21 protein-coding genes are annotated in these 26094 nt (G+C 28.8%); 12 read left to right on the top strand and 9 right to left on the bottom strand.

All coding sequences use genetic code 11. The features are described 5' to 3' along the window. Positions 1-51: 51 nt before the first annotated feature. Positions 52-1479 carry an ATP-dependent DNA helicase gene (locus Q4586_RS05045; protein WP_303526922.1) on the bottom strand — a complete coding sequence of 476 codons (1428 nt, stop codon included), beginning with the start codon at positions 1477-1479 and terminating at the stop codon, positions 52-54. Between the two features lie 102 nt (positions 1480-1581). Here Q4586_RS05045 and Q4586_RS05040 point away from each other — a divergent pair, with 102 nt between their 5' ends. From Q4586_RS05040 to Q4586_RS05030, 3 genes are read left to right on the top strand one after another with little or no spacing between them, the layout of a single operon-like run. Then, positions 1582-2316: a hypothetical protein gene (locus Q4586_RS05040; protein WP_303526920.1), complete on the top strand. Its 735-nt coding sequence runs from the start codon at positions 1582-1584 to the stop codon at positions 2314-2316. Further along, positions 2291-3124 carry a DUF3822 family protein gene (locus tag Q4586_RS05035; protein ID WP_303526918.1) on the top strand — a complete coding sequence of 278 codons (834 nt, stop codon included), beginning with the start codon at positions 2291-2293 and terminating at the stop codon, positions 3122-3124. The genes Q4586_RS05040 and Q4586_RS05035 overlap by 26 nt, the downstream gene beginning before the upstream one ends. Next, a complete protein-coding gene (locus Q4586_RS05030; protein WP_303526915.1) occupies positions 3124-3669 on the top strand; it encodes an RsmD family RNA methyltransferase in 546 nt (181 codons plus the stop codon). The genes Q4586_RS05035 and Q4586_RS05030 overlap by 1 nt, the downstream gene beginning before the upstream one ends. A 265-nt stretch (positions 3670-3934) precedes the next feature. On the opposite strand, the gene Q4586_RS05025 is transcribed toward Q4586_RS05030, so the two are convergent. Both Q4586_RS05025 and Q4586_RS05020 read right to left on the bottom strand, forming a co-directional pair. Further along, complete coding sequence (locus tag Q4586_RS05025) at positions 3935-6646, bottom strand: type ISP restriction/modification enzyme (RefSeq protein ID WP_303526912.1); 2712 nt, start codon at positions 6644-6646, stop codon at positions 3935-3937. Between the two features lie 1194 nt (positions 6647-7840). After that, the gene (locus Q4586_RS05020; protein WP_303526909.1) at positions 7841-9460 is read right to left on the bottom strand and encodes an ABC-F family ATP-binding cassette domain-containing protein; all 1620 of its coding nucleotides are present in this window, start codon (positions 9458-9460) and stop codon (positions 7841-7843) included. A gap of 182 nt (positions 9461-9642) precedes the next feature. Here Q4586_RS05020 and Q4586_RS05015 point away from each other — a divergent pair, with 182 nt between their 5' ends. Both Q4586_RS05015 and Q4586_RS05010 read left to right on the top strand, forming a co-directional pair. Then, positions 9643-10998 (top strand): hypothetical protein, encoded by a 1356-nt coding sequence (locus tag Q4586_RS05015; RefSeq protein ID WP_303526906.1) that lies wholly within the window; start codon positions 9643-9645, stop codon positions 10996-10998. A 173-nt stretch (positions 10999-11171) separates the two neighbouring features. Then, positions 11172-12992 (top strand): DEAD/DEAH box helicase, encoded by a 1821-nt coding sequence (locus Q4586_RS05010; RefSeq protein WP_303526904.1) that lies wholly within the window; start codon positions 11172-11174, stop codon positions 12990-12992. Between the two features lie 69 nt (positions 12993-13061). Here Q4586_RS05010 and Q4586_RS05005 read toward each other — a convergent pair whose 3' ends face one another. The 5 genes from Q4586_RS05005 to Q4586_RS04985 form a co-directional block, all read right to left on the bottom strand. After that, positions 13062-13895: a prohibitin family protein gene (locus tag Q4586_RS05005; RefSeq protein ID WP_068705385.1), complete on the bottom strand. Its 834-nt coding sequence runs from the start codon at positions 13893-13895 to the stop codon at positions 13062-13064. A gap of 93 nt (positions 13896-13988) precedes the next feature. Beyond that, positions 13989-16142, bottom strand: a complete 2154-nt coding sequence (locus Q4586_RS05000) for a TonB-dependent receptor (protein ID WP_303526900.1) — start codon at positions 16140-16142, stop codon at positions 13989-13991. A 103-nt stretch (positions 16143-16245) separates the two neighbouring features. Beyond that, positions 16246-16590, bottom strand: a complete 345-nt coding sequence (locus tag Q4586_RS04995) for a hypothetical protein (protein WP_141677697.1) — start codon at positions 16588-16590, stop codon at positions 16246-16248. Positions 16591-16640: 50 nt separating this feature from the next. Continuing rightward, positions 16641-17027 (bottom strand): acyl-CoA thioesterase, encoded by a 387-nt coding sequence (locus Q4586_RS04990; RefSeq protein WP_068705379.1) that lies wholly within the window; start codon positions 17025-17027, stop codon positions 16641-16643. Positions 17028-17091: 64 nt separating this feature from the next. Next, positions 17092-19110 (bottom strand): VWA domain-containing protein, encoded by a 2019-nt coding sequence (locus tag Q4586_RS04985; RefSeq protein WP_303526893.1) that lies wholly within the window; start codon positions 19108-19110, stop codon positions 17092-17094. A gap of 134 nt (positions 19111-19244) precedes the next feature. Between Q4586_RS04985 and Q4586_RS04980 the strand changes: the two genes are divergently transcribed. Then, positions 19245-19583: a hypothetical protein gene (locus Q4586_RS04980; protein ID WP_303526889.1), complete on the top strand. Its 339-nt coding sequence runs from the start codon at positions 19245-19247 to the stop codon at positions 19581-19583. On the opposite strand, the gene Q4586_RS04975 is transcribed toward Q4586_RS04980, so the two are convergent. Further along, entirely contained in the window at positions 19573-19971 is a 399-nt protein-coding gene (locus Q4586_RS04975) for a group III truncated hemoglobin (protein ID WP_068705375.1), read from the bottom strand. The two genes, Q4586_RS04980 and Q4586_RS04975, sit on opposite strands and share 11 nt — an antisense overlap. Before the next feature lie 68 nt (positions 19972-20039). Here Q4586_RS04975 and Q4586_RS04970 point away from each other — a divergent pair, with 68 nt between their 5' ends. The 6 genes from Q4586_RS04970 to Q4586_RS04945 all read left to right on the top strand — a co-directional run bounded on the left by Q4586_RS04970 (position 20040) and on the right by Q4586_RS04945 (position 26090). Next, the gene (locus Q4586_RS04970) at positions 20040-20636 is read left to right on the top strand and encodes a Crp/Fnr family transcriptional regulator (RefSeq protein ID WP_068705374.1); all 597 of its coding nucleotides are present in this window, start codon (positions 20040-20042) and stop codon (positions 20634-20636) included. 72 nt (positions 20637-20708) lie between these two features. Further along, positions 20709-22052, top strand: coding sequence for an adenylosuccinate lyase (gene purB / locus Q4586_RS04965; protein ID WP_303526886.1), 1344 nt, complete (start codon positions 20709-20711; stop codon positions 22050-22052). Continuing rightward, on the top strand, positions 22052-22468 hold the full coding sequence (locus tag Q4586_RS04960) for a hypothetical protein (RefSeq protein ID WP_068705370.1): 417 nt from the start codon (positions 22052-22054) through the stop codon (positions 22466-22468). The genes purB and Q4586_RS04960 overlap by 1 nt, the downstream gene beginning before the upstream one ends. Before the next feature lie 3 nt (positions 22469-22471). After that, positions 22472-23245, top strand: a complete 774-nt coding sequence (locus Q4586_RS04955; protein WP_218059525.1) for a TerC family protein — start codon at positions 22472-22474, stop codon at positions 23243-23245. A 77-nt stretch (positions 23246-23322) separates the two neighbouring features. Further along, complete coding sequence (locus Q4586_RS04950) at positions 23323-23643, top strand: hypothetical protein (protein WP_068705366.1); 321 nt, start codon at positions 23323-23325, stop codon at positions 23641-23643. Positions 23644-23684: 41 nt separating this feature from the next. Beyond that, positions 23685-26090 (top strand): TonB-dependent receptor, encoded by a 2406-nt coding sequence (locus Q4586_RS04945; protein ID WP_068705364.1) that lies wholly within the window; start codon positions 23685-23687, stop codon positions 26088-26090. Positions 26091-26094 lie beyond the last annotated feature (4 nt).

Below are 26094 nucleotides of genomic sequence, written 5' to 3'. Positions count from 1 at the left end.
GTACTTTTTTTAGATCAAGATTTTATTAAATTAACAAAACACTAACATTATTTAATCTAAAAAATAATCGTCTTTAAAACCTATTAAATATAATTTTTCTTGTGCTCTAGTAACTGCAGTGTATAACCAACGTAAATACTCAACGCTTGGCCCTTCTGGTAAATAAGGTTGTTCTATAAAAACGGTGTTCCATTGCCCTCCTTGCGATTTATGACAAGTCATAGCATAAGAAAACTTTACTTGTAAAGCGTTAAAATATTTATTCTTTTTTACTCCTAAAAACTGTTTATATTTCGATTTTTCATCTGCAAAATCTTCCTTTACAGCTTCATATAATTTATTAGATTCTTCATAATTTAAAGAAGGCGTTTCACTCGAAAGTGTATCTAATAAAAGTACAGTTTCAAAAGGTTTCATATCAGGATAATCAATCATACGTACTTCTACCTCTGCAAATTTAAATCCGTATAAATCTTTAATAGTATTAATTCGCATTATCTCACAAATATCTCCATTAGCTATAAAACCTGCCGATGATGAATCTTTTAACCAGAAATAATTATTTTTAACAACCATAACATAATCACCTGTAGAAATTTCATTTTCTTGCCCTCTAACCTTTGTTCTAATTTGATCATTATATTGATTTGCTCTTTTATTTGAGCGGACAATAAATGCAGTATCTTCTACGCCCATATCTCCGTCATAAGCCATTGTTATAGCATCTTGAATATCATAACCATCTTCTAACCGAATAATATCAGGGTAATTTACATCAAATTTAAAATCAACGATATCACTTTGAATAAGTATACGTAAATCGGTTGCGTTGGCAAGAATTCCTGAATTTTGTTGTTGACGTACTACTTCATCTAACTCAATTTCTGTAACTTCTTTATTAAAGTCAAAGGAAAGCCTATCAGCCTCTAAAGCTGGGCTTACAGTTAATTTTACAGGTGGCAATTGTGCTGTATCTCCTATAAAAACAATTTTACAGTTTTTACCTGAATATACATACGAGATTAAATCGTCTAATAAAGAACCGTTTTCAAATAATTTTGAATTCTGACGACTATCAGATATCATAGAAGCTTCATCTACTAAAAAAATAGTATCTGTATGTTTATTAGGTTGCATTACAAAACTTACCCCGCCATTTCCTTGTTTTTTAGGAAAATATATTTTTTTATGTATAGTAAATGCTTGTTTTTTAGAGTAGCCAGAAATTACTTTAGCCGCCCTACCTGTAGGTGCTAATAATACAGATTTCTTACCTGTTTTCCATAAATTATTAACCACCGTACTAACTGTTGTGGTTTTTCCTGTACCTGCATATCCTTTTAATAAAAACAAAAGATCTTTGTTATCATTAAAGATAAAATTTGTTAACTCATTTAATAATTCTCTTTGTTTTTGAGTAGGTTGATATGGAAAAAACTTAAGTACTTCTTTGTAAAAATCGGGTGCAGATTTAATCATATTTTAAATAAATGTCAAAGATATATCTATTTATACAGAAATATTTTTATGATTGAAAAAAAATTGTAGATTTGCGAATATCATATTATTAAAACGAAAAAAATGAATTTATTATTAATGATTTTAGCAGCCGTAGTTGTTGCAATTCTTTTAGCTGTAATTATAGTTAAATTTGTACCATTGAAAATGAGATGGTTAGTCTCTATATTACTATTAGTAGCCACGGCATTTTTAGTTTCTAAAATATACAATGGTATTATGGAACCAATTCAATTTGCTAAAGAAAAACAAGTAAGATATGCTAAGGTTATTAAGAATTTAAAGTTAATTCGTGATGCTGAAGTAAAATATAAAGAAGTTTATAGAACTTACTCTGATAATAAAGACTCTTTAATTACTTTTATTGAAAAAGGACAATTAGCTATAACTCAAACAAGTAATGTTGAAGAAAAAGTAGATAGAGGTGGTGGTATTTTTATTACTGTTTCAAAAAAGCAAATTGATACTATTGGATATGAGCCAGTAGCTAAATATTTTGAAGGTAAAGATTATAAAGGAATGTTTGATGTTCCTGGAACTGACAAACAGTTTACAATAGCTACAGGTACTGTTGAAAAAGTAACTGGATTGTTTGTACCAGTTTTTGAAGTTAAAGCTGACAAAGCATCTATTTTAAAAGGATTAAGTACTTCTTTAGTTAAACAAGAATTAGAAGCTTTAGAAACTGACCAAATTAAAGGAGCTTATGTTTCTGTAGGTTCTTTAGCTGAAGTTACTACAGGTGGTAACTGGCCTCCTTCATATGATAAAGATGAAGCTCTTGATAAAAAAGACTAAAAAAAGCAGTAATATTATTGCAAAAAATAAAAATCTATCCATCCAATTTAGTTTGGATGGATTTTCTTTTTGTATAACTAATTCTGATACAAAAGAGTTTCTTTTATTTACCCAATATTCTTTTGAGCAATCTATTAGAACCCCTGAGTTATTATTAGAAAAAATAATAACAATCTTTGGTAACGATAAAGATTTACAACAAGATTTTGTTACTGTTTTTGCTATTCATCAAAATAACTTAGCAACACTTGTACCTAATGAATATTTTGATCGAAACAGTTTAGATTCATACTTAAAATATACCGTTAAAACGTTAGCGACCGATTTTATTACCTACGATTCATTAAAATCAAAAACAGCAGCTACTGTATATATTCCTTATGTAAATATTAATAATTATTTATTTCAAAACTTTGGAGAGTTTGAATACAAGCACCACTCAACTGTTTTGATAGATAAATTATTAAACTATTCAAAAGAAGATTCTGAAAAACAGTTTTTTGTGCATGTATCAACTAATCAATTAGATATTGTTGTTTGTCATCAAAATAATTTAGTTTTTTACAATTCATTTTATTTTACAACAAAGGAAGATTTTATTTATTATATTTTATTTACAGCAGAACAATTACAGATGAACCCAAACAAATTTCAATTAACTCTTATCGGAGCTATTGAAAAAACATCTGAACTTTATTCCATTACATACAACTATGTTCGTAATGTTCATTTCTTTAAACCTATTAAAAACTTCTTTACAGATAGTGAAGAATTTTCAAATCATTCTAATTTTATTTTAGTATCCTAATGAGAATTATTTCTGGAAAACATAAAAGTAAGCGAATTTCGGCTCCTAAAAAGTTACCTGTACGCCCAACTACAGACATGGCGAAAGAATCATTATTTAATATTTTAAATAATGATTATTATTTTGATAATATATCTGTATTAGACCTTTTTGCAGGTACAGGAAATATTAGTTATGAATTTGCCTCACGAGGTACAACAACAATACACGCTGTTGATGCTCATTTTGGGTGTATAAAATTTATCAATGAAACAGCTAAAAAACTTGATTTAGATATCAACACCTACAAAAGCGATGTATATAAGTTTTTAGAAAAAACTTCTTTAAAATCGGATGTTATTTTTGCAGATCCTCCTTATGATTTTGAAGAATCTAAATTTTTAAAAATAGCTGATCTTGTTTTTGAACGTAAACTTTTAAACGAAGATGGCGTATTAATTATAGAACACGATAAACATACCGATTTAACAAAACATCCTAACCATAGCTACGATAAACGCTATGGAGGTAATGTTTTTAGTTTTTTTGAAATAGAAACTACTTAATATTATTATTATAAAAAAGGCGAACCGTATGTGTTCGCCTTTTTATTGTTTGATGATTATTTTGAAGATAATTTGGGCGTTACCTAAAGGTCGGGCTTTACGCACTCGCTCTTTTTATTTTTTTAAAAGAAAAAATAAAAAGGAGCTCAAACAATTGCTTCAATCCCTAACGCAAAACAAGTAGCTATAAAATTTATTTTTCTATAAATTTGAATCTGTCAAAAGAAATTTATTTCAGTTTTGCATTATTTTATAAAATGCTTTTTTAGTCCTTTTCTATAAAATTAATCAAATCAATTTCTTTCATTATTTTGTCGGTTTCGGTTAAGGCTACGATAATTTTATTATAATGAAAAATATCTTCGTAATCTAATTCTCGTCCTTTGCGGTCTTTTAACCACTTTTGAGCAGGTTGATAACCGCCAATATAAAAATTCCAAGCAACTAGTGGTACATTATCAAAATAATTAATGTCGTTTATCCAAACTTTTCCGTGTGTATCGGTTACGGCTTCATAACCAATATCGGTTTTTGTTAATTTTCGGGTAATTATATTATCGCCATCGCCTAAATATTGGGTAATTGCATCTTCTACAATGGGGCTTTCTAATAAATGAATTTGGCGTATTTCTCCGCCTAATTTTACCAAGTCCCAAAATGTTTTTTCATCTTTAGGAAAAGGAACTCTAGGGAAATCTATCTTTAAAAATTCTTTGTAGGTTTCTCTATAATTTGGCGAGTGTAAAACGGCATAGATGTAGTCTAAAACATCAATTGGCGCAAAAGTTTTTGCGGTTTCTTCTTTTTCTGTAGTAAATTTTAAACCTAATTTTTTAGCAAGTTTATTGATTATTTTTTTATCTAAATTTGGAACTCGTGCTATTGCTTCTCCTTTTTTATCTTCGGAAAAATTAATATCTTTTTCTTCGGGATATAAATAGAGGGGGAATAAGGGAGAGCTTCCAAATTTCTTTGCAGTTCCTGTTAGATTGCAGTCGGTTGGATATTTTGAGATGAAAACATGCTTAAATTCTCCAGAAAATTGTCTTGGTGTTAATAAGCCTATATTTTTGTTAACCATGTGTTTCATGATGCTAAATGCAGGTCTTCTCTGTAGATTTTCGTCATAATATGAATGGCTAATATCAAAAGGGCGATAGTTTATCAGTCTTATTTTATTGTAGTCTAAGTTTGATAAATTAAACTTGTCTTGAAAGTGAAAGCTTGACGTGTTAGTTATTTTGAATTTATTTATTGTTTCCACTTTATTAGAAAATGAAGTTTCTAAACTTTTTTGTAATTCTTCTTTTGATTTTCCGTAGAAAAAAAGGTCTTTACCTGTTTCTATTCCGTTATTATATTTTATAAATAGTTCGTCAATTTTAAAACCATTATTATATTGTTTTTCTCCTTTAAAGTTTTTGTTGATAAAGAAATAATTAGGTTCTTTTGTTTCTAATGTTTTCCATTTTATTGATGCTAAATTATTTTCAGAAAGAAAACTATATTTAAAATCACGTTTTCCGAATAAATCGGCATGAAAAACTTTACCTAATTCTTTTGGTTTTTTATCGCCTGTTTTTACAAAAATATTAATAGAAACGCCTTGCATAATATCAAACACATTTTGGTCGGGCGAACCATCAGGAGAAGTTTCTTTTTTCTTTGCGTTTCCGTGTAAATCTAAAATATAAATTTTATCAAAAGTTTCTAATAAATTTTTTCGCATTTGTCGATGCGTTATTCCATCAATAAAACTATTATTAGAAATATACGCTAAAACACCGCTTCCATTTTTTTGGATAAAATGCTGTCCGTATCTTATAAATTTAACATAATCATCAGAAAGAGAATTATAACTTTTTTCTTTTAAATCTTTTTTATAATCTGCAATTAAATTTTGTATCCAATCACTTTTATTCGTGCTATTAACGGCATACGGCGGATTTCCAATAATACACATTACAGGGGCATCTCTTTTAATGGCATTTGCTTGGTCGGCTTCATCGGCTAACCAGCTACTAAATAAGGTACCGCTATCTTTGTGAGCTTCTTCTAAACTATTGGTTAAAAATATATTAAAACGCTGGTTGTCTTTGGGTTTGTAGCCAGTTTCGGTAAGTAGCATATCCATTTTTAGGTGTGCCATTGCATAACTTGCCATTAACAATTCAAAACCATTTAAACGAGGAATTAAATCTTTAGAAACATAGTTGCTCCAAATTCCTTGTTGTCCTTTAAATTTTTTGTGAAGGTGTTTTACAACTTCGGCTAAAAAAGTTCCTGTACCAGTTGCGGGGTCTAAAATTTGTACTTTGTGTACTTGTTTATCTACTTCTTTATAACCGCTTTTAAAGTTTTTATTAGCAATATCGGTTTTTACTTTAATGGTTGTTTTGCTGGTATCTGCTAAACCTTTCGAGAGTTTAAATTCTGATTTTAGCACATCGTCAACCGCTCTAACAATAAAGTTAACCACAGGTTGCGGTGTGTACCAAACACCACGAGCTTTTCGCAAATCGGGATTATATTCTCCTAAAAACGTTTCGTAAAAATGTACAACAGGGTCTTCTTGTTTGGTGCTTTTACCAAAGTTTTTCATGATGTCGGCAACATCACTAGCTAAAAAGATGTTTACCAATTCATCTACAATCCACGCAATACGATCATCTAAATCGTAACCTGCAATATCTTGAAAAAGTTTGCGTAAAAAAGGGTTACTTTTTGGTATTAGTTGAGCGGCTTCTGTTCTAGAAAAATTTTCTAATGTTGGGTCATGGTATCTTGCAGCAAACATACCATAAGCGATTGTTTGTGCATAAATATCGGCAAAAGCTTTGTTATCAATATCATGAATTAACATTTGTTGAAACGACAGCATTTGCGATTTTATATTCGAGCGATGTTCGTTTAAATCATCGTTATTTAATGATTTTTCAATAATATTAGCCATTAATTTGGCTTTACCCGCCATCATTTGTGCTAATACGGTTGGCGATTTTATGGTTTGCGATACTGTTTGTGCAAAGTTTTTTATAAGCTGTGTAAACTGCTTAAAGTTTTCGGGGATTCCAACAATTTGCCCATTTTCAATTTTTGCGATGGCAATTTTTGTGGTTAATTCACCATTTCTATAAAACTGAAATTCTAGATAATCGGTAAACGCTAAATTTGTTAAACCAGCTTTGTATCTGTTAAACTGTTCTTTTAGTGTTTTACTGTTTAAATCTACCCCAATATCTTTAGCTTCAATATACCCGATTGGAATGTTTTTGCGTGTTAATACGTAATCTGGCGCACCACAAGCAACTCTAATGTAATTAAATAATCATTCTGATTTTCTTTAAAATCTGTTTAAACTTCATTTAAAAAAATTCATGTTCGGGTATTTATCTTTTTCATAGAAGGCACTCTTTATTTTACTGATAAAAGTATCATTTTATTAGCAAAAATTATAAAAATAAAAGTGTAAAATTAAATGGCTATTAATTTACTATAAAAAATAGACCTCACAGGTTTTAAAAACCTGTGAGATCTGGGAATTAAAATTGTATTGAGAATTTGAATTTTTGATGATAAAATGATGTTTTATATGTTCTTCACTTTCATTATTAGTGTCGCTTAATTTTACAGCATTTATACAATTTTGTAATTCTATTATATAAAATTAGTAACCTCTTTTCTTAGTGGTTTATGTTTTCGGTATGCAGGATTTAAAGCTGTTCGGGTATTTATCTTTTTCATAGAAGACACTCTTTATTTTTACGGATAAAAGTATTATTTTATTAGCAAAAATTATAAAAATAAAAGTGTAAAAATTAAATGGCTATTAATTTACTATAAAAAATAGATCTCACAGGTTTTAAAAACCTGTGAGGTCTGGGAATTAAAATTGTATTGAGAATTTGAATTTTTGATGATAAATAAGTTTTCGATACCTTTTTTGTAAAAAACTCTCAACAAACAAATTTCTATGTAGGTTTTAAAACTAAAATTATTTTATGTTAACGCATTGCCTAGCCCCGATTGAAGCAATTGTTTGAGCTCTTTTTTGTTTTTTTTCAAACAAAAAAAGCGAGTGCGAAAAGCGGGAAACTGCTTCAAAAAAAAAGCATAAAAAAAGGAAGTACAATTATTGTACTTCCTTTTTATAAATATGTAGTAAAATATATTATGAATACATTTTATTTCTTAATTCTTTAACCTTTGGATCAGCTAAATAATCATCAAAAGTAGAATATTTGTCGATTACTCCCTTTGGCGTGATTTCTATAATCCTATTAGCTACAGTTTGCGCAAACTCATGATCATGAGTAGAAAATAATACCGTTCCTTTAAAGTTAATTAATGAATTATTTAATGACTGAATAGATTCTAAATCTAAGTGATTTGTCGGTTCATCTAACATAACAATATTTGCTCTTGTCATCATCATACGCGACAACATACAACGTACTTTTTCTCCTCCAGATAAAACATTACTTTTCTTTAAAGCTTCTTCACCTGAAAAAATCATTTTACCTAAAAACCCTCTTAAAAACACTTCCTCTCTTTCTTCTTCTGTTTGTGCATATTGGCGTAACCAATCTACCAAATCTAATTCTCCGTTTTGAAAAAAAGATGAATTATCTGCTGGCAAATAAGATTGTGTTGTTGTAACACCCCAAGAAAATTTTCCTGAATCAGCTTTTTCATTACCTGAAATTACTTGATAAAAAGCTGTTACTGCTTTTGAGTTTTTTGATATTATAGCAACTTTATCTCCTTTATTTAAATTAATGTCTACATTAGCAAACAATGGCTTTCCTTCAAAGTTTTTTGATAAACCTTCTATATTTAAAATCTGATCTCCAGCCTCTCTATCTCTATCAAAAATAATTGCAGGGTAACGACGACTCGATGGTTTAATTTCATCAACATTTAACTTGTCGATCATCTTTTTACGAGAAGTTGCTTGTTTAGACTTAGCCATATTTGCAGAAAAACGACGAATAAATTCTTCTAATTCTTTCTTTTTATCTTCTGCCTTTTTATTTTGTTGTGCTCTTTGCTTTGCTGCTAGCTGGCTAGACTCGTACCAAAAAGTATAGTTACCTGAAAAATGGTTGATTTTAGCAAAATCAATATCAGAAATATGTGTACAGACTGCATCTAAAAAGTGACGGTCGTGCGATACAACAATTACGGTATTGTCAAAATTTGCTAAGAAATTTTCAAGCCAAGCAATAGTTTCAAAATCTAAATCATTGGTAGGCTCATCCATAATTAATACATCTGGATTTCCAAATAAAGCTTGTGCTAATAAGACACGTACTTTTTTCTTAGAGTCTAAATCGGCTAATAAAGTGTAATGATCTTCTTCTTTAATTCCTAAATTAGATAATAGTGTTGCAGCTGATGAATCAGCATTCCAACCATCCATTTCTTCAAAAACAACCTGTAACTCGCCTATCTTTTCTGCATTTTCATCAGTATAATCAGCATACAGTGCATCAATTTCTGATTTTATTTTATGTAACTCTTTATTACCCATTAATACAGCTTCTAAAGCAGTATATTCATCAAAAGCATAGTGATCTTGGGTTAAAACCGACATTCTTTTTCCTGGTTCTAAATGTACATGTCCCGAAGTCGGTTCTTGTACTCCAGATAAAATCTTTAAAAAAGTAGATTTCCCCGCTCCATTTGCTCCGATAATACCGTAGCAATTTCCTTGCGTAAACTTTGTGTTTACTTCATCAAACAAAACTCTCTTACCAAACTGAACTGATAAATTAGAAACTGATAACATTTATAATTTTTTAAAATTCGGTGCAAAAGTATAAAATATAGTTGCTTAAAAAGAATTTGCGAGTAACTATTTAACATCTTACATTTGGCTTTTGATAATTCTTTTAACAACGAATTAACAACTAAATTATCTAGAGATGTTTACTTTTGAATGTAATATCTTAAAAAGATAACAACTAAAGCATGACTAAATACTTAGTACCCTTACTATTAATATTATTGATTGGATGTAATGACTCTAAACCCCTAAAACCTACTTATTTTGGTGGTAAAATTATCAATCCAAAAGCTAGTTATGTTACTTTATCAGATAATTATAACTTTAATGATACTATCTATTTAAAAAAAGATAATAGTTTTTTAGGTACCTATAAAAATTTAAAAAAAGGCTTGTATATTTTTGGCCATGGACCAGAACATCAATATGTATATTTAGAACCTAAAGATAGCTTACTTTTTAGATTAAATACATGGAATTTTGACGAGTCTTTAGTTTTTAGCGGTAAAAATGCGGCAAGAAATAACATATTAATTGAATCTTTTTTACAAAGTGAAGAGGATAAAAAGAATTTTGCTCAATTTTATACGCTTACACAACATGCTTTTTTAAATAAAATTGATTCTTTAAAAAACAGCAAACTAAATAATATTGAAAACTATAGAAATAACAATGAAAATGTTTCTGATGATTTTATAAACATTTTAAATATATCGTCTCTATATCCAGTATATACATACTTAGAACAATATGCACTTCATAATTTTAAAAAAGAAAAGCCACAAACATTAGCTAATACTTATTTTAATTACAGAAATGAAATAGATTCAAAGAAAGATTCTTTAATTTTCTTTGGCCCTTATTATCGTTTCATAATTGATAAAGTGTATAACGACGCCTATTTAAAAAATAAGAAATCGCCTAATTTTACAGTTGATTTATTAGAAAGTATTAACGTTAATATTACTTCTGAAAGTATCAAAAATAAGTTAATGTATAATACTGTAATTCGTCGTTTTTTCAAAAATCCAAATCAAAAAGAAAATACGCAACCTTTTTTCACTTTCTTTAAGCTAAACTCTAATATTGATCAAAAGAAAAATGTACAACGTTTAGCCAATGATCTTAAACTACTAAATACAACTGATAAATTACCCGCTTTTAATCTTATAAATGCAAAAGGCGAAGAAAAGTGTATTTTAGACATAACTAAAGGTAAAAATGCAGTGCTTTTATTTAAAGATTACGAATATACTTCAGATGAATGGATTGCTTCTCGTATTAATTACTTGATTAAAAAAAATCCTGATATTACTTTTGTAATAATCAACTTATGCTCTAACTCTAAAGAGTATACCAAAAACATTGCCATTAAACACCAGTATACCTTACCTAAAAAGAGTACTGTTTGTGAGTTTTCTTCAAGCAAGTTTCCACGAGTGGTTTTAATTGATAATAAAGGCATTATAAAGAACGGATACACTAGTTTATCTTCAAAAAACATTAATTTTGAAGTTCGAAATCTTCAAAAAAACAAATAAGATTCTTTAATCTATTTAATTTATCATACCTTTGCGGGATTTTATTTTTGAAATAAAATGAAATTTAGATTATTAACTACCAGATTATTAGCCATATAATCTATTGTCCAAAATAAGAATCAGGTTTACAGATACTGGCGTCTGTGAATCTAAAAAAGAACACAGACGTATATATGTCAACATTTTTAGATTTAGGCTTAAAAGAGCCTATCAACAAAGCATTAACAGATTTAGGTTACGAAAAACCTACTGTAATTCAAGAAAAAGCAATTCCACAAATTATTTCTTCAACTGAAGATTTAAAAGCGTTTGCACAAACAGGAACAGGAAAGACTGCCGCTTTTAGTTTACCAATTATCGAACAGATTGATAGTTCTGATAAAAATGTACAAGCAATCATCTTATCTCCTACGCGTGAATTAGCTGTACAGATTGGAAATAACATTAAAGAATTTTCTAAATACATACCAGACTTAAAAGTAGTAACTGTATATGGAGGTTCGAATATTGAAGAACAAATTAGAGGCCTAAAAAGAGGTGCCCAAATTGTTGTTGGTACTCCAGGTAGAACGGTAGATTTAATAAACCGTAGAGCATTAAAATTAGGGAATGTAAAATGGTTAGTCTTAGATGAAGCTGATGAAATGCTTAATATGGGCTTTAAAGATGAGCTTGATAAAGTTTTAGATGCAACTCCTGAAAGTAAACAAACCTTGTTATTTTCGGCAACTTTTCCTAGAGAAGTAGAGGCTATTGCTAGAAACTATATGACTAATCCTGTTGAAATTACATCAGGAGAAAAAAATCAAGGATCAGATAACGTAAGTCACGAATATTATTTGGTAACTGAAAGAACTCGTTACCCAGCCTTAAAAAGAATTGCTGATGTAAATACTGATATTTACGCAATTATTTTTTGTCGAACACGAAGAGAAACACAAGAAGTTGCCAATAACTTGATTAAAGACGGTTATAGTGCAGATGCTTTACATGGAGATTTATCTCAAGCACAAAGAGATAGTGTTATGGGTAAATTTCGTAAAAAGACAATCCAAATTTTAGTGGCAACTGATGTTGCAGCTCGTGGAATTGATGTTAACGATTTAACGCATGTTATCAACCATAAATTACCAGATCAGATAGAAAACTATAACCACCGTAGTGGTAGAACTGGTAGAGCTGGTAGCAAAGGTATATCTGCTGTATTAGTAAATAACAAAGAAAAAGGTAGGTTACGTGCTATTGAGCGAATTATTAAAAAGAAATTTGTTCCAACAAAAGTACCTACTGGAAAAGAAATTTGCCAAAATCAATTAATGCATTTAATTGACAAAGTTCAAAATATTGAAGTGAACAATGAGCAAATTGAAGAATTTTTACCAAGTATTTATGAAAAACTTGAAGGGTTAACAAGAGAAGAATTGGTGCAAAAATTTGTTTCGTTAGAGTTCAATTCTTTCTTAACTTATTACAATAAATCGGCAGACTTAAACGATTTATCATCATCTAGAGATAATTCAAAAGGAAGATCAAGAGATGAAAATATGACTCGTTTCTTTATCAACTTAGGTAGAAAGGATAAATTAAACCCTGCTTCATTAATCGGATTAATAAACGATCAAAAAATTGCAGATAAAATTGAAATCGGAGCTATTGATATTTTAGATACTTTTTCTTTCTTTGAAATTGATAAAAACTTTGAAAAAGAAACTTTAGATGCTTTTGCTAGTAATGATCCTGAGTTTAGCGGGCGTTCTGTAAATATTGAAATTACTAAATCTAACCGCGGTGGCGGTGGCGGAAGAAAACCTCGTAGAAATGGCGGTGGTGGCTTTAGCGGAAAAAGAAGAAGTGGCGGAAATGACAGAGGATCTAGAGATGGTGGTAATAGAAGCGATTCTAGAAGAAGAAATAATGATAACAGATCTTCATCACCAAGAAGAAGCGGAGATAATCCATCTGCAGGTTTTGGAAGAAAACGTAGGAGAGATTAAATTAAGAATCTGATATAAAAAAAGCGAACTCAAATTGAGTTCGCTTTTTTACTTAAGTACTTTAAGATATTATTGATTTCCTAAAATAATAGGCATTCCACTTTTACCAGCACCAATTAATACCACTTTACTATTTGGTGATTCCGATAATTTTAAAGTTGCTTCAATTCCTTTTTCTTGTAAAATTTTATCAGTTAATGATGCACTTAAAATTTTATTTGCTACCGCTTTACCTTCGGCATCAATTTTTTGTCTTTCAGCCTCTTTTTTTGCTTTTGCTAATCTAAATTCATACTCTAAAGATTCTTGCTCTTGCTTTAACTTGGTTTCAATAGCTGTTCTAATAGTTGTAGGTAACTTAACATCTTCAACTAAAACTCTTTTAACAATTAAAAACTGATCTTTTAAAATCAATTTTACTTCATCTAAAATTTCTTGTTCAATTACATCTCTTTTACTAGAGTATAATTGCTCTGGTGTGTAACGACCAACAACACTTCTTGCTGCAGCATTAACTGCTGGATCTAACAATTCACGTTCATAATCCTCACCTTTAGTTTTAATTAGCATTCCTAAGTTAGTAAATTCAGGTTCGTACCAAATAGTTCCGTTTACTTTTACCTCTAATCCGTTTACAGAAAGTACATTCATCTCATCAGAAATTGATTGTTGACGTACTTTTCTTATAATCATTTTATTCCAAGGTGCTACTATATGAAAACCTTCTCCATAAGTTTTATCGGTATTAATACCATCTCCTAAAGTTTCAAAAATAACTCCTCCTTCTCCAGGCCCTATGGTTACTGTTGCTTTTGTAAAAGTTATAATTGCTACTACGGCTAAAATTCCTAATAAAATTCCTCCTTTTGGTAACTGTAATTCTAATTGTTTGTTGTTGTTCATTTTTTTATTTGTTCTAACTTCAAATATACAGAATTAATCACAATCACTTTTGTATAATTCAATTCTATACTATAAAATGATTGTGATTAATTTTTATAGTTTTACTAAAACTCCTGCATTAAAAACAAATCCATCTGTTGGCGCCCAAATATCTGTAAAGGTTGGGTTATTATGTGGCGCATTAACCATTGATTGATAATTTTGTTGCTTGGTATCGGTAAAATTTTCAAAATTTGTATACAAACTAATTTTTCCGAAAGTACGCATTACCATAAACCCCATAGTCCAATAATTAGGTGTCGCTGTTAAATCATTTCTTAATTGTGAGCTTTTGTAATATGCTTCATAACCAATTCGCCATTTATCGTGCACTTCATACATTAAAACACCACCAATACTATGTGCTGGAGTTAATGCTTTTTGGGTATTATTTAGCTTTACATTATTATAGGCATAATTAGTAAATAATATAAAATCGTTGTATTTTAATTTTAAATTAGACTCTAATCCATAACTATTTAATGTACTTGATGCATTTTTAAATTGGTAATTAACTCCGTTTTTTTCTAATAAAAGTGAATTTTTTAACTGTGTATAAAAAACCAATTGATTAAATGATATTGATACATTATCGTTTAATATTTTAGTTTTATAATTTACATCAGCATTAAAACCTATAGAAGTTTCAGCTTTAAAATCAGTAACATTTATTGGCATTACATTTTGATATGAACGTAGTTCAGCATCTTCGGTAAAAATGGTTGGTATTTTATAACCTAGCCCACCACCTATTCTACTTGAAAAAGTATCATTAAATTTAATATAAAATGATAATCTAGGTAGTATAAAAGTTCCGTAATTATTATTATAATCGGTTCTTAAACCACTTTCTAACGTCATTTTTTTATTAAACCTCCAATTGTTTTGAGCAAAACCACCTACTGAAAATTGATTGTAACTACGATTCAAATTTGTTACTTTATCTTCTTTAAAGTTTTCAGTACTAATATTCCCCCCAAAAACCCAATCAGAAGTGCTATCGTATACATTATAAGTTGCTTCTGTAAAAGTTGCTATTTGATTTCCTTTAAATTGATACGTAGGCAAGCTTAACACTCGTTTAAAATAACTTATACTGTTTTTTAGTGTTACTGTTTTTTTATCAGAAATATCTTTATTATAAGTTATTTGCGATGCATAACGTTGTGATTTATTTTCTTCATAAAAATTGTGATCTGACGACATATTATCATTAATAACATCAACATCTCCTCCTATTCTTTTTTCGATTGATGCATTTAATGTTAAGCGCAACTGTTCTGTTTCGTTTGGATAATAAAAAAATGAAGGATTAAAACTGATACTTCTTACTTTTGGAATATCTGTAAAATGATCATTATTTACATCCGTAGCATTTTGATGATTAGTTGCTCCGTATAATGTTATTCCAAATTTATTAAATCGTTGCCTATAAAAAGCATTTAAAGTACTACCACCACGAGAAGTTTGATCAAACATTAAACTGATTTCTTTTTTTTCAGTAGGTTGTTTTGATACTAAATTTACCAAGCCTGCAATTGCTCCGCCACCGTATAATGTTGACGAACTTCCTTTTATAATTTCTACTTGTTTTAAATCTAAAGGCGGAATTTGCATAACACTTAATCCACTTGAAAAACCACCAAATAAAGGAAATCCGTCTTTTAAAAGCTGCGTAAATCGACCATCTAACCCTTGTATTCTTATTGATTGATTTGCAGAATTTGCAGAGGTTTGTTGCATTTGTATTCCAGTACTTTCACGTAAAACCATGGCAATATTGGCTGAGTTCATTATTGTTTTTTCGCCAAGTTCTTCGGCACTAACAACCTCTATTCGGGTTGGTATTTCAGCAATACTCCGCTTACTTCTTGTCGACTGAATTACAACTTCTTCTAACGACTCTTCATCTTCATGAAGTTCAATAATAATTTGTTTTTTTGATGTTGGAAATTGAATTGTTTTTGTTACCGTTTCAAAACCAATAAAAGAAACAATTAATGTTTGTTTTCCGGTTGGAATATTATTTATGGCTGTTACTCCGTTTAAATCTGTTTCACTACCTAATGTTGTATTTTTAATAAGTATTGAAGCGCCTGGTAATGGTTCTTTTTCATCTGAAATTACTTGTATCTTAATTGAGTTTTGAGCGATTAAATTCATGGTAAATAACCCTATACATAAGGTTAAAGCTATTTTTTTTATCATTTTTATATGATTTAATTAATTATAAATATAGGTGTGTAATTAGACATCTTTTAAATAAAAAAGATGCCTTGATTTCAATAAAAAATTGAAGTTTTATAATTAATTAAATCTGCGGAGGTTGAAGAAGTTCATCTAAAAAATTAGATGCATTTAAAACTTTATAAAAATGAATTTTCTTTTTTACTTGAAAATATTTTACAAATTGAAATTTAAATTCTGATATAATAATAGCGCTTGAAATGCCTAACGAGATACAATGATGATGATGTTCGGTATTTTTCTCTTCTTCGGTATCATTTTGATGATGCCTTTCAGAATGTGCTTTATCCATAGTATTGACATGAACTTTTGGCACATTATCATCATTAAAAATAATAGCATCTGTATGTGCTTGTACTGGAGGTACAAGCAGCAACAATGTTAATATGATGATGCTAATGTTTTTCAAACCTATAGATTTAAAGTACTACAAAAATAGAAAAATAATTAATAGCTTTATTATTTTAACCTATCTTTAGCATACTCTACTTTTGTTTTTCCGTGTGCAACAGGACTCCCATTATCATTTAAACTAACCATTATAATTTTATCAATAGCTATAATTGTTTTATGCGTAATTTTATTTCTTACTTCACAATTTAAAGTAATTGATGAATTTCCAAACTTTACAACTTCAATACCTATTTCAATAATATCTCCTTGTTTTGCTGAACTTACAAAATCAATTTCAGACATAAACTTAGTTACTGTTTTAGGTATCTCTAATTGAATAATTGCATATAAAGCTACTTCTTCATCAATCCATTGTAACAAACGCCCTCCAAATAAGGTTCCATTCGGGTTTAAATCTTCTGGTTTAATCCATTTTCGTGTGTGAAATTTCATGTTTTTTGTTTTATACAAATTTCGATAAAAAAAATCTATTTAACTACTTTAAATTATCAGGTTTTTATATTTTACCATAATATTTTCTGATAAACCATTCTAATGAAAATAATACAATTGATAAAAATAGTATCCATTTCCAATCAATTAAATTTTGTTTTTTAGTAATTGATTTTTGCACTGTGTAATACGATTTATCATTCGATAATTCACTTAATAAATTATTGATATTAGTAGGGTAAAAAAGCTTCCCATTAGTTTTTAAAGCCAAAGAATTTAATTTTTTATAATTCGCATTCGTAAATTGTTCTTCAATTTGATAATCGGTAATTTTAAATTTCCCTACGCTATGAATGTTTTGATTTACGACCGACACTTTGTAAGAGTAATTACCTGAAGTAAGATTTGCTACCGATACTTGATAGGAATTATTAACTAATGAAAAAGGAATTATTTTTTGCTGTTTTAATGCATCATTTGTTACCGTTAACTCTAACGAAGCTCTGTTATCAAAAAGGTAATTTTTATCAACATAAAAAGCAGCTATGTTTATGGACGCATTTGATGGGTATATAGGTGCACAATTAACTGTTAATCTTTTTCGCTTTTTATTAGATGCTAAATACTGTACTAAATTAGCTAAAAAAGCATCAAAAACCTCAAAAGATTGTTCTTTTAAAAAACTTGCTGCACGCCATTTCCAAATTCCTTCTCCCAATAAAACAGCATGTTTTTTAGAATTATTTTCTATTGTTGTTAATAACGTTTGTGTAGTGCTAACACCTGCAAATTTTTGATATAATAATGTTTGTTGCTTGCCTTTAAACTGTACCTCTCCAAATTTATCTAACAAAGGCGGAAAATCATTAAAACCAATATCTTTTTGTAAAAAAGTTAAAAAAGCATCATTATAAATAGCTTGATAATCTTCGGTTTGATTAATTACTTTTTTGGTTATTCCGATATTTTCAGCATTTAAAAAATTCCAATCTGTTTTTGTACCAGAAACAATTAAATAATTTGAATTTATTTTTTCAAAAACTTGCTTAAAAGAGCTATTGGGTTGGTATAAAATATAAAATTGATACGCATTATAATTAATATTTTTATCTTTAAGTAAAGCGATATCAACCTTACGTTGCTTGTTACTTACTATTGCTTTTTTTAAGGCTCCTAAATCAGGATGTAAAAACGAACTTAAAATTAATACTTTAGTTTGCTCATCAATAATTTCAACCGAAAAACTTTTAGAGTTATTTTTAGTATTTTTTTCCTCTTTAATTTTACTAACAGTTGCTGTGTAGTATTGAATACCTTTTTTTGCTGCTAATATATTGGTTGAAATTGTTTGTGTAGGTTTTGATGGAGAAAATTCAAGTTTTTTTGAAAACACTTTTTTTCCTTGGTGTGTAATCGAAAAAGTTGTGGTGATTTTTTCATCTCCTTTATAATATAATAAAGTTTCTACAGGAAACTTATTTTCGATATAACTGTATTTATTTACATTTAATTGTGTTATTTCAATATCTTGATATTGTGTTGTATCACCAACAACGACAGGGAAAATTTTATTTTTAGAATTTAAAAACTCATAATCATTTCCTTTAGTTTGATTACCATCTGTTATTAAAACAGTAGCATTTAACCTATTTTTATATAATTCATTTACCGAAGTTATTGCACTGTAAATATCCGTTTGAGGCTCATTAAACAACAAACTATCAATTACAGATACTTGATTTCCGAAAGAAAACGGCTGTATATCAAATTTATGTTGAATTTCCTTATTATTTTTTATCTCTTTTAAAATAGTTGCTACTGTTGCTTCTTGTTTAAAATATTTTGTAGATAATGAATTATCAACTAAAACATTTAAAACAGGTTTACTATTTGTTGTTTCAATTGTTTTTATTTTCGGGTTTATAAATAACAAAAACAATAAAAACAGGCTAATAAATTTTAACCCAAAAAGTAATATATTTATTTTCGGATTGCCTTTGGTTTTATAAAAATATTGAAAAAAAGCAATGGCAGTACTAAGCAAAACTGCCAAAACAATATAAATGATAGTTGTAGATTCCACTAAAAAATATTTTAGTTTGTGAAGATAAAAAAAGCAATCAAATAAAGTGCGTCAAACTTGTTTTTACTTTATGATTTAGGTCATAAAACAAACAACGTGTTCATTCTTAATTTTGTATCAAAATACTTTTAGGCATGATAACAACAGAACAAATACTCGTACAAAACTCAACTTTTAAATTTTATAAACTTAACTTTTTAAGTACTATAAACCACAAAATAGCACAAGAAAAAGAAAACGCCTTTGGAATTTCATTAATTTTATTGATGATTAGCAGTATGATAGCATCTTTTTCAGCTGCACTTGCTGTACATGGTAATGTAAATGTTTTTATACTAGCCATAACTTGTATTTCAGCTATGGGTGCCAATGCAGTAGCAATAAGCCAGCGTAGTTTAAAAACAGTAGTTTGGTCCTTTTTTGTAACTATTTTAATAAATGTTTTATTAATAATTTATCAAATTATTTTTTAGGTTTAGCTTCAAACATTTTAAAAAAGAGCATTGATGCAATATTTCGTGCTCTTTCTTTTGCTTCATTTGCTTTATTTCCAGTAAAATAAGTATCTAAAGTTTCAAACCATAATTGCAACCACCTACCAAAATGTTCTTGAGAAATACTATGATTAAAATTCGTATCCAAATCTTTGTGAGCTTTCATTGGGTTTCCTTTAAATTTTCGTACAAAAAAAAGATTTGTTTCCCAAAAATCGGTCAACTTTTGTAAATGTGATTCCCATTTTTCATCAGGAATAGTTTTTAAAAAAATAGGCCCTATAAAATCATCTTCTTTAATTCTATCATAAAAGGTTGATACTAATAAATAAACATCTTCTCTATTTTCAATTTCTTTTTTATCCATCTAAAAACTATATTAATCTGCCGTAAAAGTATATCTTTACACTATTGCAATTTATGACTTAAATCATAATGATACCAGAAGAACTTTTACTGAAATTTAGCGCTCAATTTAAAGAATTTAAAAAAGGGGAAAATATCTTTGCTGAAAATAACACAGCTTATAATTATTTTCAAATTTGTAGTGGTGCTGTAAAAATGAATAATTACAATGATGACGGCAAAGAATTTATTCAGGGTATTTTTTATAAAAACCAAAGTTTTGGCGAACCTCCTTTGTTTATAGATGTTAAATATCCTGCGAATGCAGTAACTATATCTGAAAGTAAAATTTTAGTAATCCCTAAAGAAAACCTTTTTAAATTACTTCAAGAAAACCCTGAAATTCATTTAAAAATCACACAAAGTTTAGCAAAACGTTTATATTATAAAGCAATTATAGCTTCTGAAATATCTAGTCAAGAACCCGCACATCGTGTACTTCGTTTTATTGATTATTTAAAAAATGATGTTTATAAAGTATCCGGTAATTTTACCTTTAAAGTTGACTATACCCGACAACAAATAGCTGATATTTTAGGGTTACGAGTAGAAACAGTAATACGAGTAATTAAATTGTTAGAAAAAAAAGGTGCTCTTAAAATTTTAAAGCGAAAAGTGTTTCGTTAAAATTCCTGACATATATCGGTTAAATAAAGCAAGTATTTTCTATTTTTGCTACTTACAACTCAACAACAAAACATGAATTTAACACAATTAAACGCCATCTCTCCTATTGATGGTAGATACCGTAATAAAGTTGCCGATTTAGCCAACTATTTTTCTGAAGAAGCTTTAATAAAATATCGAGTAAAAGTTGAAATAGAGTATTTTATTGCTTTATGTGAAATTCCTTTACCTCAATTGGCTGATTTTAATAAAGATTTATATGCCGATTTACGTAAAATATATGAAGATTTTTCGACTGAAGATGCTCAGAAAATAAAAGATATTGAAGCGGTTACTAATCATGATGTAAAAGCAGTTGAATACTTTATTAAAGAAAAATTTGACGCTTTAAACTTACAAAAACACAAAGAGTTTATTCACTTCGGATTAACCTCACAGGATATTAATAATACTGCTATTCCACTATCAATTAAAGATGCGATGGATGAAGTTTATTACCCAACTTTAGATACTTTGGTAAGTAAATTAGCCGATTTATCAGAAGAGTGGAATGCGATACCAATGTTGGCTCGTACGCACGGACAACCAGCCTCTCCTACCCGTTTAGGAAAAGAATTTTTTGTTTTTGTAGAACGTATTAACAACCAAGCAATACACATACAACACACACCACATGCAGCTAAATTTGGTGGTGCAACTGGTAATTTTAATGCACATAAAGTTGCATATCCTGATATTGACTGGAAAAACTTTGGAACCCACTTTGTTGAAGATATTTTAGGCTTACACCACTCTTTTCCTACAACACAAATTGAGCATTATGACCACATGGCTGCTTTATATGATGGATTAAAACGTGTAAACACAATTTTAATTGATTTAGATAGAGATGTTTGGACCTACGTTTCAAACGATTACTTTAAACAAAAAATTAAAGCAGGTGAAGTTGGTTCGTCAGCAATGCCACACAAAGTAAACCCTATTGATTTTGAAAATTCAGAAGGAAATTTAGGAATTGCAAACGCTATTTTTGAGCATTTATCAGCAAAATTACCAATTTCAAGATTACAACGTGATTTAACCGATAGTACAGTTTTACGTAACGTTGGTGTGCCTTTTGGACATACATTAATTGGTTTTGCATCTACCTTAAAAGGATTAAATAAATTACTTTTAAACGAAGCAAAATTTGCTGAAGATTTAGAAAATAATTGGGCGGTTGTAGCAGAAGCTATTCAAACAATATTACGTCGTGAAGCATATCCAAATCCATACGAAGCTTTAAAAGGTTTAACACGTACTAACGAAAAAATAAACAAGCAATCAATTGCCAACTTTATTGACACTTTAGAGGTTTCATCTGAAATTAAAGAAGAATTAAAAGCTATTACACCAGCTAATTACACAGGAATTTAATGAGATATTTACTTAGTTTTTTAGTTGTTTTTTTAGTTTACTCTTGTACTCCAGAAAAAAAAGGTGACCCGAAACGTTTTGTATACGGAACGTTTGAAATTCCTGCAGGTGATAATTATGGAAAAACTACTATTGTACGAAAAGACAGCTTACAGATAGAAGAATACTCTAAAAAAGTTAGTATATCTACCGATAGTTTAGTTACAGAAAAAGAAGTTAAACATATTGATACTCTTTTTATCAAATGGAAAAATAACTTCGCCTATTCATTGCGAATGAAAACACCAAAAACTGATTTAGATAAAGATCCTATATTTGTTCAAATAACACAAGTAACTGATAGTTCGTATAACTTTACAGCAAAAATTGGTTATTCAAATTTTAAACAAAAAGGAACCGTATATAAAGTTGACTAAATGATGGAAATATTTTTACAAGCAGATACATGGGGAGCTTTAATAACCTTAACTTTTTTAGAAATTGTTTTAGGTATTGACAATATTATATTTATAACCATTGCGGCTAATAAACTTCCAGAAAAATTACAGAAAAAAGCAACCAATATTGGTTTAGTATTAGCAATGCTTTTACGTATTGCCTTACTTTTTGGTATTTCATTATTAATTGCAATGAATGCACCACTTTTTCATGTCGATTTTTCTTGGTTTAAGGCTGGTTTTACTGGGCAAGCATTAATATTATTTGCAGGAGGTATTTTTCTACTCTATAAAAGTACCAAAGAGATACATCATAAAGTAGAAGGTTTATCTGAAGAAGAAACTGATACCAAACCACAAAAGGGGTATACCTTAAGTCAGGCTATTATTCAAATAACTTTAATAAATATTGTTTTTTCATTTGACTCTATTTTAACAGCAGTAGGAATGACTAATGGTGTTGAAGGATCGATGATTATTATGATTGCTTCAGTAATTTTATCAATGGTTATTATGATGTTATTTGCCAATCCTGTGGGTAAATTTGTAAACAAACATCCTACGATACAAATGTTAGGTTTATCATTTTTAATATTAATAGGGTTTATGTTAATTGCTGAAGGAGCTCATTTATCACATGCTACTCTTTTTGGAGAAGAAGTAGGTACCGTTCCAAAAGGTTATTTATACTTTGCTATTACATTTTCTTTAGTTGTTGAAATGTTAAATATGAAAATGAGAGGTAGCAAAAAATAAAATTAATAAAATTTTAAGATTTAAAACCACAACTTATTAAGTTATAAGTCGTGGTTTTTTTTATACATTTGCACAATATGTTAAAACTTAAAAAATACATAATTCCATTTTTCTTGTTTGCTTTGTTATTACCAACAGCAATACAAGTAATACATGCACTTAACAAGCATGAGCACGTGGTTTGTATTTCAAAAACAGAACAACATTTACACGAGTTAGAAAATGATTGTAGTGATTTACATTTACAGTTAACTGTTTTTTATTATAACCTTAATAAGCCTAGTTTATTAGTTAATGAATTAGTTTTTGCAAAAAAAGCTAATTATAAATCACAGCAATTAATAACTAACTACTCTTCTAACAAATCATCTAGAGCACCTCCTGTTGTAATTATTTAATTAAAATTAACATAATTATAAATTACAATTAAAACTTTTGGATGAAACTTAAAAGTATATTATTTATACTTTTACTAACTACATCTGTTTTTATAGTAAAAGCCCAAAAATGTAACTATACTTTTTCTGGTTTAGTAGAAGATTTTCATGACAAATCTGCTATTGTAAATGCTACAATCTACATAAAAAACCAAAATAAGTATACCACTACTAATTTTGAGGGAAAATTTACTATAAACAATGTATGTGCAGGTAAAATTATTGTCGAAATTTCTCACGTAGCTTGTGATAAAAAAATCTTGGAACTAAATGTTGTAAAAAACATTTATAAAGTTATAGACTTAGAACACCATATTGAAGAGTTAAATGAAGTTACTGTTAAAACTACAGTTGGTTTAAAAACAAAAACAGCTCAAGAAACATTAATAAAAACAAAAACTTTAGAAAAATTTAGTGCATCCTCTTTAGGTGATGCTATTAAAAATGTTGCTGGTGTATCATCAATAAATACTGGTAATACAATTGTTAAACCAATAATTAATGGTTTACATAGTAGTAGAGTTTTAACTAGTTTTAATGGAGTTCGATTACAAGATCAAGAATGGGGTATTGAGCATGCACCTAATATTGACATTAATGCTGCTGGAAGCATTTCTGTTATAAAAGGAGCTAATGCATTACAGTATGGAGGTGATGCTATTGGTGGAGTTATTATTGTAAATCCTTCAAAAGTAATTTTAAAAGATACTTTATTTGGTAAAACAATTGTTTCACAACAAAGCAACGGTAATTTATTTTCCGCTTCAACTAGCTTGCATAAAAGTTATAAAAAAGGTTGGTTTATTAATGGGCAAGTTTCTTATAAAAGAGCGGGCGATTTTGAAACACCAAATTATAACCTTACCAATACCGGTTTAAATGCTAAAGCCTTTACATTCCATACTGGTTTTAAGCAGTTTAATGAAGGTTTTGAGCTTTTTTACAGCAATACTACTAACGAAATAGGTATACTTCGTGCATCGCATATAGGTAACGTTTCTGACTTAGTTAAAGCTTTAAATAGTGATGTACCATTTGTTATTGATGATTTTAGCTATACTATTAATAATCCAAAGCAAGAGGTAACACACCAATTGTTAAAAGCAAAAGTTTACAAACGTTTAAAAGGTATTGGAAAATTAACTTTTCAATATGATTATCAACAAAACGAAAGGTTAGAGTTTGATATAAGAAGAGGTGGACGTAGCTCAATTGCTGCAACCAATTTATTATTAAAAACACACTCTTTTAAAGGTGATATCAATTTAGATTCAAATTCTGAAAATACTTATAAATTTGGAATTAGTGGAGCATACCAAAATAATTTTTCGGATCCTAAATCTGGAGTTAAAAGAATTATACCCGATTATAATAAATATAATCTGAATGCTTACGCTATAACCGACTTTAGGTTTGAAAACATTGTTTTAAACGCTGGTGTTCGATATGATTTTGAACGAATTAATGCAAAAAAGTTTTATAGAAAATCAAGATGGAATTCCTTAAACTATCAGCAAGAATTTGGTCATTTAATTATTGATGACAGTAGTTATCCATCTGATTTTTTAGTAAACCCGATATTTAATTATCATAATATTTCTACCTCATTAGGTGCATCTTATACAATTGATAATCAAAATGCTATTTTAGTAAATTATGGTTTATCAAACAGAGCGCCTAACGCATCAGAATTGTTTAGCGATGGTTTACACCATTCTGCTGCTAGAATAGAACTTGGTGATTTAAAAATGCAACCTGAAACATCTAACCGGTTTTCAGCAACTTATAAGTTTAATAACAATAATTTAAACGTTGCTTTAGAAGGATTTTATAATTATGTAACCGATTTTATTTACATTGAACCTACTGGTGTTGAAACTACTTTACGTGGCGCATTTCCTGTTTGGTCATACAAGCAAACAAATGCTCATTTATTAGGTTTAGACACTAGTGTTAAGTACAATGTAACTACCAATTTTAATATTACCAATAAGATGTCGTTCATAAAAGGACGCGATTTAACAAACAAAAGAGCTTTAATTGATATACCTGCTTTTAAAACGGCAACAACATTATTCTTTAAAAAAGAAAATTGGAGTAATTTTTATGCAGCCATAGAAAGTGAGTTTAATGCTAGGCAAAATGAGTATCCTGATAACAATTTCATGGCTTTTATTCCAGCTACAAACACCCGTAAACTTGTAGATATTAGTACTCCGCCAAAGGCATATCATTTATTAAACTTTTCTTCTGGATTTGATTTTAACATGTCTAAAACAAAAGTAAATCTTAACTTTTCGATAGACAATGTATTAAATCAATCTTACAGAAATTACTTAAACAGATTGCGTTATTATGCAGATGATTTAGGAAGAAACTTTAAAATTCAAATTAAAATTAATTATTAAAAAC

Source organism: Tenacibaculum soleae (genome assembly GCF_030549005.1).
GTDB classification, from domain to species: domain Bacteria; phylum Bacteroidota; class Bacteroidia; order Flavobacteriales; family Flavobacteriaceae; genus Polaribacter; species Polaribacter soleae.
This window is presented reverse-complemented; position numbering and strand designations above follow the sequence as displayed.

Bases quoted from the DNA above. Each gene is read 5' to 3' on its own strand.
- Q4586_RS05045 (WP_303526922.1), bottom strand. From the start codon at position 1,479: ATGATTAAATCTGCACCCGATTTTTACAAAGAAGTACTTAAGTTTTTT.
- Q4586_RS05040 (WP_303526920.1), top strand. From the start codon at position 1,582: ATGAATTTATTATTAATGATTTTAGCAGCCGTAGTTGTTGCAATTCTT.
- Q4586_RS05035 (WP_303526918.1), top strand. From the start codon at position 2,291: ATGAAGCTCTTGATAAAAAAGACTAAAAAAAGCAGTAATATTATTGCA.
- Q4586_RS05030 (WP_303526915.1), top strand. From the start codon at position 3,124: ATGAGAATTATTTCTGGAAAACATAAAAGTAAGCGAATTTCGGCTCCT.
- Q4586_RS05025 (WP_303526912.1), bottom strand. From the start codon at position 6,646: ATGATGGCGGGTAAAGCCAAATTAATGGCTAATATTATTGAAAAATCA.
- Q4586_RS05020 (WP_303526909.1), bottom strand. From the start codon at position 9,460: ATGTTATCAGTTTCTAATTTATCAGTTCAGTTTGGTAAGAGAGTTTTG.
- Q4586_RS05015 (WP_303526906.1), top strand. From the start codon at position 9,643: ATGACTAAATACTTAGTACCCTTACTATTAATATTATTGATTGGATGT.
- Q4586_RS05010 (WP_303526904.1), top strand. From the start codon at position 11,172: ATGTCAACATTTTTAGATTTAGGCTTAAAAGAGCCTATCAACAAAGCA.
- Q4586_RS05005 (WP_068705385.1), bottom strand. From the start codon at position 13,895: ATGAACAACAACAAACAATTAGAATTACAGTTACCAAAAGGAGGAATT.
- Q4586_RS05000 (WP_303526900.1), bottom strand. From the start codon at position 16,142: ATGATAAAAAAAATAGCTTTAACCTTATGTATAGGGTTATTTACCATG.
- Q4586_RS04990 (WP_068705379.1), bottom strand. From the start codon at position 17,027: ATGAAATTTCACACACGAAAATGGATTAAACCAGAAGATTTAAACCCG.
- Q4586_RS04980 (WP_303526889.1), top strand. From the start codon at position 19,245: ATGATAACAACAGAACAAATACTCGTACAAAACTCAACTTTTAAATTT.
- Q4586_RS04975 (WP_068705375.1), bottom strand. From the start codon at position 19,971: ATGGATAAAAAAGAAATTGAAAATAGAGAAGATGTTTATTTATTAGTA.
- Q4586_RS04970 (WP_068705374.1), top strand. From the start codon at position 20,040: ATGATACCAGAAGAACTTTTACTGAAATTTAGCGCTCAATTTAAAGAA.
- purB (WP_303526886.1), top strand. From the start codon at position 20,709: ATGAATTTAACACAATTAAACGCCATCTCTCCTATTGATGGTAGATAC.
- Q4586_RS04960 (WP_068705370.1), top strand. From the start codon at position 22,052: ATGAGATATTTACTTAGTTTTTTAGTTGTTTTTTTAGTTTACTCTTGT.
- Q4586_RS04955 (WP_218059525.1), top strand. From the start codon at position 22,472: ATGGAAATATTTTTACAAGCAGATACATGGGGAGCTTTAATAACCTTA.
- Q4586_RS04950 (WP_068705366.1), top strand. From the start codon at position 23,323: ATGTTAAAACTTAAAAAATACATAATTCCATTTTTCTTGTTTGCTTTG.
- Q4586_RS04945 (WP_068705364.1), top strand. From the start codon at position 23,685: ATGAAACTTAAAAGTATATTATTTATACTTTTACTAACTACATCTGTT.